Raw genomic sequence first — 9106 nt, forward strand, 5'->3', positions numbered from 1 at the left:
ACCACGAACGATGCCGGCACCGTTACGGTATGGGTCCTGAGTGACGTGAGCGCTTCCACGCCGCCCGCTTCAAGGCCCGCTGTTTCCCGATACGGCACGACCAGTTGCGGATCGTAGAGGTAGTGATCGATATCGTCGCAAAACACCACCATATCGCCGAATTCGGTCTCCACGATATAGCAGTAGATGCCCGCCTTCTGCATGAGCATCTGCACATACGCGAGGTCGTCGATCCTGTACTGGAAGCGGAACAGATGCTTGGGGTACTGCCGCCTCAGGCGAAACGAGAACTGGTGCTCCCTCAGGCCGTGGCGCCGCAGCACGGCCGCAATGATCGCGGGCGTGGTCTGGTGCTGATAGATCTGGGTGTTGGCGGTGGCCGCAAGCCGTCCGAAATACGACTTGATGACGATCTCGTACCGCGTGCAGTCGCGGCTCGTCTGGATGGTCGAGAACTGCTCGATGTAGCCCGAGAATTGCCTCGGCAATGCATCGTCCGGCACGATCCTGAACACCGCGTCGCGGCTCAGGTAATCGGCACGAACAAGCTGTCCCGGATGGGTCACTACGACGCGTACGACGTTCGGTTCACCCAGCTCTTCGGAAGCCTCGAACGACACGACCGAGAGCTGCGCCGCGCTGTCCGTACCCGGCACGTCCAGGAAATACGCCTGGCGTCCCGGTATGGTCGTCACACTGGATACGAACTTCCTCGCTTCGTCATACGGGTCTGCCATCTGCGCTTCTCCTCATCTGATCAGCAGTGCTTGCTAACTGCCCGGCATGAGATCCGACTGCGTGCTCAATCGGGTATTGGGTGGAGTACGTTACCCGCCTTTGAAGTGCGAGTGAAGTGGTACCCGCGTCGCACCGAAAAGCATGTTGTTTTTAACCAGTTGATGACAATTGCCGGCCGCCCAATCTGTTTTTGAGAGGAATTGCGTGCTAAACACCCGCAGCAAAACACGGGCGAAATAGACGGCCAGATCAGTCGCCTCAACCGCACCCGCGCGTGCCCCCCGCCCCCCAACCCTCCGCGCAATGCCACCCCAACCTACCGCACAAACGACGCATACATGCTGTTGAGCCCGTAGCGCCGCTCCAGTTCAACCGCCACCCGCTCAATCACCTCCGCCCACTCCCCCTGCTGCGCTTGCGTAAAAATCCGCACGCCCGGATACCACGGGCTGTCTTCGCGACCGCGCAACCAGCGCCAGCAACCCGCGAAGCGATTGAGCAGCCATACCGGCTTGCCCATCGCCGCGGCCAGATGCGCGACCGACGTGTCGACCGAAATCACCAAGTCGAGGTTGTCGATAATCGCCGCCGTATCCGCGAAGTCGACGACCTCGTCCATCCAGTCGGTGACACGAGCTTTCGTTGCGGCGCTCGGGCGCTTGCCAAGGTCGTCGGCCTTTTGCAAGCTGATCCAGCGGACACCGGGCAACGCGAACAGCGGCGCGAACTGCGCCGACGTCAGACTGCGCGCGCGGTCTTCGCTCAGCGCCGAGTGACCGCCGGCCCACACCACGCCGACGCGCGGCAGGTCCGGCTGCGGCAACGCCTCGAGCCTCGCGCGCCAGTCGGCCGAGCGCTGCGGTTGCGAGTGCAGATATGGCGCGGCCGGGATGTTGTCGAGGCGCGTGCCGAATGCAAGCGGCAACGACATCAACGGGCATTGCCAATCCCATTTGCTGATGTTGGGCATCACGTCGTCGAGCATCACGAGGCCCGGCCAGCGGGCGCACAAAGACTCCTCGTAAAGCCGCCGCAACGGCGGCGGGCAGATATAGCCCACTTGAGCAAAGCTTTCGAGCGCGAGCGGCAGATAACGCACGAATTGCAGACTGTCGCCGAGGCCCTGCTCCGGCAACACGAGCAAACGCGCGCCACCGGCCGTCAACCCATGCGCGCCGCCCACGAGCCCGGGGCGCTCGCCCTTCCATTGCGGCAACGGCAGCGGCAGCGTGGCCAAAGCGGGTTGGCCGTTGGCATCGACGAAATTGGCGGAGCGGTCCTCGAAGTAGGGCCAGGCCTCTTCATAGCGGCCGGCCGCGAGCAGCACCTGGCCAAGGCTCGCGCGCGCGCCGCGATTCGCGGGGTCGAGTGTCATGGCTTGCCTGATGTGCTGCTCGGCTTCGCTCAACGAGCCAAGCTCTTTCACGACGACGCCGAGGTTCGCATGCGCCTGCGCATAGTCGGGCTTGAGCTCGATTAACCGCCGATAGACCGATGCGGCCTCCTCCGCACGCCCTTGCAGTTGCAGCGCCACGCCCAGGTAGTAGTGAAGTGAAAGCGACTGGGGCTGAAGCGCAAGCCCCGCTCTCGCTGTTTCCACGATGCCCGCGAACATGCGCAGCTTGATCTTGATCAGGCACAGCATGTCGAAGAACGGCGGCTGCGGCTCCACTTCGATGGCGCGCTCGATCCAGCGCTGCGCCAACGGCAACTGGTCCAACGCGAGCGCCACCAGTCCGCGTGTGTACAGCGCACCCGCGTGAGCGCAATCATGCACAATGATCCGGTCGAGGAGCGCCTGCGCCGCGTCGAGCCGGCCGGCGACGCGCGCCTCCTGCGCCTCTTCGAACCACAGCGAGATAGTTTCTGATGACACCGGGGATAGGCTTTGCATGATCGCGAGAAGAGGTCTGCGTGAATGAACCGGGGGACTCTGAATAGCGCAGGCTGCAAACGCCGCGGTGCACTGTGAGCCGCGCCGCATTATCAATGTCGGGTGCGGCCGCTTGTGTAGGACCGTTCCCAATCGCGGGCGCAGATTGGCGTCAGCAAAATGCGCAAACACGCCCTGGCTCGGACTTGACCTTACCCCCGTGGGAAGGTCCAAGATCACCTTGAGATTTGTCTCAGGAGAATGGAAATGGAAACGGAATTTTTGGTTCAGGATATGTCGTGCGGCGGCTGCGCCAACTCCATCACTCGCGCAATCGCCGGTCTCGATCCGGCCGCAACGGTGGACATCGACGTGGCGACGAAAATCGTCAAGATCACATCGACGCTGCCAGCCACACAGTTGAGGGATGCGATCGAGGCGGCGGGATTTCATCCGTCAGCGCGAAACGAATAACCCCGATCTCACCTTACATAACTTCCAAACGGGAATTGATCATGAAGAAACTGTCAGCGTTGCGTGCTCTGTGCATGATGGGCGGCGTGGCATGCGCGGTCGCGGCCATGCCCGTTCAGGCGCAACACATGGCGTCCATGCCCGGCATGGACATGCCGGCGTCAGCAGAGGCCGGCTCGGGCGGTTCGACGCCCGCCTTCAAGGCCGCCGACGAGAGGATGATGAACGACATGAGCGCGCCGGCCTACACGGGCGACGCGGACAAGGATTTCGTCGCGCACATGATCCCGCACCACCAGGGCGCGATCGAGATGGCGCAGGTGGAACTGAAGTACGGCAAGGACCCCGAACTGAAACGTCTGGCCCGGAACATCATCAAGGCGCAGCACGACGAAATTGGCTTCATGCAACGCTGGCAGGCGAAGCACGGCGCGAAGTAGGCTTCGCTGACGCCGCCGGACCGCCTCAGTGCCGGGTGACGCCTGGGCCGGGACCCGCTTCCATTTCGTCGATCTTCATTTCGTCGCGCACCGCGTCGCGCGTTTCGTCGCTCATTGTGTCGCCCGGCGCGTCGCGCACCTCGTCGTCCAGGGGCGCCGCTTGCAGGCTCGCGCCGCCTGAGTCTGTCGCTCGCGCGGCGCCGCTATTCGCGGCCTGCTGCAAGAGACGCGCCGCGTGGCTCGCCGTAATGCGCTTGCTGGCGACGCCCTTGGCATCGAGCGCGATCACCTGGAACAGTTCGCGGTCACATGCGAGTTCCTGCCGGTACTGCTCGCCAGTGCTCGCCAGCAATGCAAGCGCGGCCCGCAGTTGGTCGCGCTCTTCGCTCGTGACGGCAGGATTCCTACATATCGTGGACGCGAGCGTAACCAGCGTGCTCAGTTTGCTCATCTGCCGATCGCAGAGATGAAAAGCCGATAAGGCGAGCTTCTCGTACTGAAGAGCGTCGACAGGCGGGCGAGAATCGGCTTGCGGCGGCTGTTTTTTCCTACTCATTTGCGATCTCTTTAAGACTTCAGTGGGTCGCCCGCACCCCGGAGTTGACGAACGGCGCGGTTATGATCGCAGGCTATCAGACCTGGTCATCGAGCGTGCCTCAATAGGCTGACGATTATAGCGAGTACAGGAGCACTGGCAGTCAACTGGGCGGGCTAAATGGTCGCGAAGTGTGCCCGTGAGGTCGCGATAACGCGCAATTGTCAGGGCGCGTCCTCCATCCGAAGCGGCCGATGAACTCACCGGCTCGCACAACGCCCGTCAAGACGCGGTTTTTTGCATCGGCATCCTGATCGTTGATAAAAGCGGTCCCCTGTGCGCCGACCTGAACCGCCAGCGTACAGAGGCAAAGCGCCGGCCGCCGCGTTAGCCCGCCACCCTCACCCACCCCTCCATCAGGACCCGTGCACTGCGGCTCATCACCGCCTTCTTCACCACCCACTCGCCACCCACTCGCGCCGCCTCGGCCCCGACTCGCAGCGTGCCCGACGGGTGCCCGAACCTCACGGCCTCGCGCTCGCCGCCGCCGGCCGCAAGATTGACCAGCGTCCCCGGAATGGCCGCCGCCGTGCCAATGGCCACCGCCGCCGTACCCATCATTGCGTGATGCAGCTTGCCCATCGACATCGCCCGCACGAGCAAATCCACGTCGCCAGCGTGAATCTGCTTGCCACTCGACGACACATAATCGGCCGGCGCCGCAACGAACGCGATCTTCGGCGTGTGCTGGCGCGTCGCGATCTCGTCGAGATGTTTGATCAGCCCCATGCGCAGCGCGCCGTGCGCGCGAATCGTCTCGAACTTTGCAAGCGCCTTCTCGTCACTGTTGATGGCGTCCTGCAACTCCGTGCCGGTGTAGCCGATTGCTTGCGCATTGACGAAAATGGTCGGAATTCCCGCGTTGATCATGGTCGCCTTCAGCGTGCCGACGCCGGGCACCTCCAGATCGTCGACGACATTACCCGTCGGGAACATCGAGCCGCCCGCACCCTCCTCTTCCGCGGCCGGGTCCATGAATTCGAGCTGCACTTCGGCCGCCGGAAACGTCACGCCGTCGAGCTCGAAGTCGCCCGTCTCCTGCACCGCGCCGCCTGTCATGGGCACGTGGGCAATGATCGTCTTGCCGATATTGGCCTGCCAGATGCGAACGATGGCCACGCCATCGCGCGGAATGCGGCTGGCGTCGACCAGACCGGCGCTGATCGCGAACGGCCCGACCGCCGCGGACAGATTGCCGCAGTTGCCGCTCCAGTCGACGAACGGCTTGTCGATCGACACCTGGCCGAACAGGTAATCCACGTCGTGATCGGGCCGGCTGCTTTTGTCGATAATCACCGTCTTGCTGGTGCTCGACGTCGCGCCGCCCATGCCGTCAATCTGCTTGCCGTACGGATCGGGGCTGCCGATCACGCGCAGCAGGAGCGCGTCGCGCGCCGCGCCCGGCATTTGCGCCGCGTCGGGCAAATCCTGCAAGCGGAAGAACACGCCTTTGCTCGTGCCGCCACGCATGTAAGTGGCCGGAATTCTGATCTGCGGTTGGTGCGCCATGAAAGAGTGTCCTGAACTGTTGGGTGATCAAGCCGCCGCCTGCGACGACTCCAGAAAGTCCTGTGCGAAGCGCTGCAACACGCCACCGGCTTCGTAGATGGAGACTTCCTCTGCCGTATCCAGCCGGCACGTCACCGGCACTTCCACACGCTCGCCGTTCCTGCGATGAATCACGAGCGTCAGGTCCGCGCGCGGCTTGCGCTCGCCGATCACGTCGAAGGTCTCGGTGCCATCTATCGCCAGCGTCAGGCGGTTCACGCCGGGCTTGAATTCCAGCGGCAACACGCCCATGCCGACCAGGTTCGTGCGGTGAATGCGCTCGAACCCTTCGGCGACAATCGCTTCCGTGCCCGCGAGGCGCACGCCCTTGGCGGCCCAGTCTCGCGACGAACCCTGGCCGTAGTCGGCGCCCGCAATCACGATGAGCGGCTGCTTGCGCTCCATATACGTTTCAATGGCTTCCCACATGCGCGTGATCCTGCCCTCGGGCTCGATGCGCGCGAGCGAGCCGGCCTTGACCTTGCCGTCTTCGATCACCATCTCGTTCTTCAAGGTGGGATTGGCGAAGGTCGCGCGCTGCGCCGTGAGGTGATCGCCGCGATGCGTCGCGTACGAATTGAAGTCCTCTTCGGGCAGGCCCATTCTGGCGAGGTACTCGCCCGCTGCGCTGTCCGGCAGGATCGCGTTCGAGGGCGACAGGTGGTCCGTCGTGATGTTGTCGCCCAGCACCGCGAGGGGACGCATGCCCTTTAACGTGCGCTCACCGGCCAACGCGCCCTCCCAATACGGCGGACGGCGAATGTAGGTGCTCATCGGCCGCCAGTCGTAGAGCGGGTCGGCTTTCTCTTGCGTGTCCACGGAAACGGCGAACATCGGCTCGTACACTTTGCGGAACTGTTCGGGCTTCACGCTTGAAGCGACGATCGCGTCGATCTCTTCATCCGACGGCCAGATGTCCTTCAGCGTGACCGCATGGCCTGCGGCGTCCACACCGAGCACGTCCTTTTCGATGTCGAAGCGAATCGTGCCCGCAATCGCATACGCGACCACCAGCGGCGGGGAAGCCAGAAACGCCTGCTTTGCAAACGGATGAATCCGGCCGTCGAAGTTGCGGTTGCCGGACAGCACAGCCGTCGCGTACAGATCGCGCTCCACGATCTCTTTCTGAATGGCCGGATCGAGCGCGCCCGACATGCCGTTGCACGACGTGCACGCATACGCGACCACGCCGAAGCCGAGCTGCTCGAGTTCGGGCAGCAAGCCCGCTTCTTCGAGATAGAGCGTGACGGCTTTCGACCCAGGCGCGAGCGATGTCTTGGCCCACGGCTTGCGCGTCAGTCCCCGCCGGTTCGCGTTGCGCGCGAGCAGCCCTGCGGCAATCATGTTGCGCGGATTGTTGGTGTTCGTGCAGCTCGTGATCGCCGCGATGATCACGGCGCCATCCGGCATCAGGCCCGGCTCGTTCTCGACCTTGCCGCTGATGCCGCGTGCAGCCAGTTCCGATACCGGCAGGCGCTTGTGCGGATTCGACGGCCCGGCGAGCGTGCGCACCACCGTCGAAAGATCGAATCTGAGCACGCGCTCGTATTGCGCGTGCGCGAGGCTGTCGGCCCACAGACCGGTGTGCTTCGCATACGTTTCAACGAGATTCACGAGTGCGTCGTCGCGGCCGGTCAGCTTCAGATACTTGATGGTCTGCCCGTCGATATGGAACATTGCAGCCGTCGCGCCGAATTCGGGCGCCATGTTGGCGATGGTCGCGCGGTCGCCGAGCGTGAGCTTCGCCGTGCCTTCGCCGAAAAACTCCAGATATGCGCCGACCACCTTTTCCTTGCGCAGGAACTCGGTGAGCGACAGCACGACGTCGGTTGCGGTAATGCCCGCAGCGGGCTGGCCCGTCAACTCGACGCCGACAATGTCCGGCAGCCGCATATAGGACGCGCGGCCCAACATCACGCTTTCCGCTTCCAGTCCGCCCACGCCGATTGCGATTACGCCGAGCGCGTCGACCATCGGCGTATGCGAGTCGGTGCCCACCAGCGTATCGGGAAACGCCACGCCGTCCTTGACCTGCACGACCGGGCTCATGCGTTCGAGATTGATCTGATGCAGGATGCCGTTGCCCGGTGGAATCACGTCGACGTTGCGGAACGCGCGCTTGGTCCAGTTGATGAAATGGAAGCGGTCTTCATTGCGGCGATCTTCGATCGCGCGGTTCTTTGCAAACGCGTCGGGGTCGAAGCCGCCGCATTCGACTGCCAGCGAGTGATCGACCACCAGTTGCGTCGGCACCACCGGATTGACGAGCGCCGGGTCGCCGCCCTGCGCGGCAATCGCGTCGCGCAGACCCGCCAGATCGACGAGCGCGGTCTGGCCGAGAATGTCGTGACAGACGACGCGCGCCGGAAACCAGGGGAAATCCAGCTCGCGTTTGCGCTCGATGAGCTGTTTGAGCGACGCGACGAGCATGACCGGATCGCAGCGTCGCACGAGGTTTTCGGCGAGCACGCGCGAGGTGTACGGCAGCTTGTCGTATGCGCCCGGCTCAATTGCATCGACGGCGGCACGCGCGTCGAAGAAATCGAGTTCGGTGCCGGGAAGGCGTTTGCGGTAGGCAGTATTCATGGCTTGGCGACAATCGGTAATGGAGCGCAAACAAAGGCCGCGCAGCGCATGGAAGCGCCCCTTTTCAAGCGGGGCGCGCGCAGGCGTTCAGGTCAGGCGTGTCAGCGTAGTAGCTCGCGGCTGTCAATGCACGGCCCCGGTTCAAGGCCGGTTTGAATCGGGGCTGTGGCTCTAATCGCGCCCCGGCCGCGGGGCGCAATCTGCCGCGAAAAAGTACAACTCAAGCGCGTTTCGCGAGCGGCACGAACGGCAGATCGTCAGGCCCGGTGTAATTGGCGCTCGGCCGGATGATCTTGTTGTCGATGCGCTGCTCGATGATGTGCGCGCTCCAGCCAGCCGTGCGCGCAATCACGAAGAGCGGGGTGAACATCGCTGTCGGCACGCCCATCATGTGATACGACACCGCGCTGAACCAGTCGAGGTTCGGGAACATCTTCTTGGCTTCCCACATTACCGACTCGAGCCGCTCCGCGATGTCGAACAACTTGTTGTTGCCCGCTTCCTTCGAAAGCTTCTTCGCCACCTCCTTGATGACCTTGTTGCGCGGGTCCGAGATCGTGTACACCGGATGCCCGAAGCCGATCACCACTTCCTTGTTCCCGACGCGTTTGCGAATGTCCGCTTCCGCTTCGTCCGGCGTCTGGTAGCGCGACTGGATTTCGAACGCGACTTCGTTCGCGCCGCCGTGTTTCGGCCCGCGCAGCGCGCCGATCGCGCCGGTAATGGCCGAGTAGATGTCGGAGCCCGTGCCGGCAATCACGCGGCCGGTGAACGTCGACGCGTTGAACTCGTGCTCGGCGTAGAGGTTCAGCGACACATGCATGGCATCGACCCACGACTTCGGCGGCTCAG

At 63.5% G+C, this 9106-nt stretch carries 8 protein-coding genes; 2 read left to right on the plus strand and 6 right to left on the minus strand.

What is annotated here, in order from left to right:
* A partial coding sequence (locus tag F757_RS34355) for a phage late control D family protein (RefSeq protein ID WP_035467649.1) occupies positions 1–737 on the minus strand: 737 nt, incomplete at its 3' end.
* 317 nt (positions 738–1054) lie between these two features.
* The gene (locus F757_RS0129535; RefSeq protein ID WP_027214480.1) at positions 1055–2632 is read right to left on the minus strand and encodes a tetratricopeptide repeat protein; all 1578 of its coding nucleotides are present in this window, start codon (positions 2630–2632) and stop codon (positions 1055–1057) included.
* 246 nt (positions 2633–2878) lie between these two features.
* On the opposite strand from F757_RS0129535, the gene F757_RS0129540 reads away from it, so the two are divergent.
* Positions 2879–3085, plus strand: a complete 207-nt coding sequence (locus tag F757_RS0129540) for a heavy-metal-associated domain-containing protein (protein WP_027214481.1) — start codon at positions 2879–2881, stop codon at positions 3083–3085.
* Positions 3086–3126: 41 nt separating this feature from the next.
* A complete protein-coding gene (copM, locus tag F757_RS0129545; RefSeq protein ID WP_027214482.1) occupies positions 3127–3525 on the plus strand; it encodes a CopM family metallochaperone in 399 nt (132 codons plus the stop codon).
* A 25-nt stretch (positions 3526–3550) separates the two neighbouring features.
* Here copM and F757_RS0129550 read toward each other — a convergent pair whose 3' ends face one another.
* The 4 genes from F757_RS0129550 to F757_RS0129565 form a co-directional block, all read right to left on the minus strand.
* Complete coding sequence (locus F757_RS0129550) at positions 3551–4081, minus strand: hypothetical protein (protein WP_027214483.1); 531 nt, start codon at positions 4079–4081, stop codon at positions 3551–3553.
* A gap of 366 nt (positions 4082–4447) precedes the next feature.
* Complete coding sequence (gene prpF, locus F757_RS0129555) at positions 4448–5629, minus strand: 2-methylaconitate cis-trans isomerase PrpF (protein ID WP_027214484.1); 1182 nt, start codon at positions 5627–5629, stop codon at positions 4448–4450.
* A 27-nt stretch (positions 5630–5656) separates the two neighbouring features.
* Entirely contained in the window at positions 5657–8254 is a 2598-nt protein-coding gene (gene acnD / locus F757_RS0129560) for a Fe/S-dependent 2-methylisocitrate dehydratase AcnD (RefSeq protein WP_027214485.1), read from the minus strand.
* 220 nt (positions 8255–8474) lie between these two features.
* A partial coding sequence (locus F757_RS0129565) for a citrate/2-methylcitrate synthase (RefSeq protein ID WP_027214486.1) occupies positions 8475–9106 on the minus strand: 632 nt, incomplete at its 5' end.

Source organism: Burkholderia sp. WSM2232 (assembly GCF_000472545.1).
In the GTDB taxonomy this organism is placed as follows: Bacteria; Pseudomonadota; Gammaproteobacteria; order Burkholderiales; family Burkholderiaceae; genus Paraburkholderia.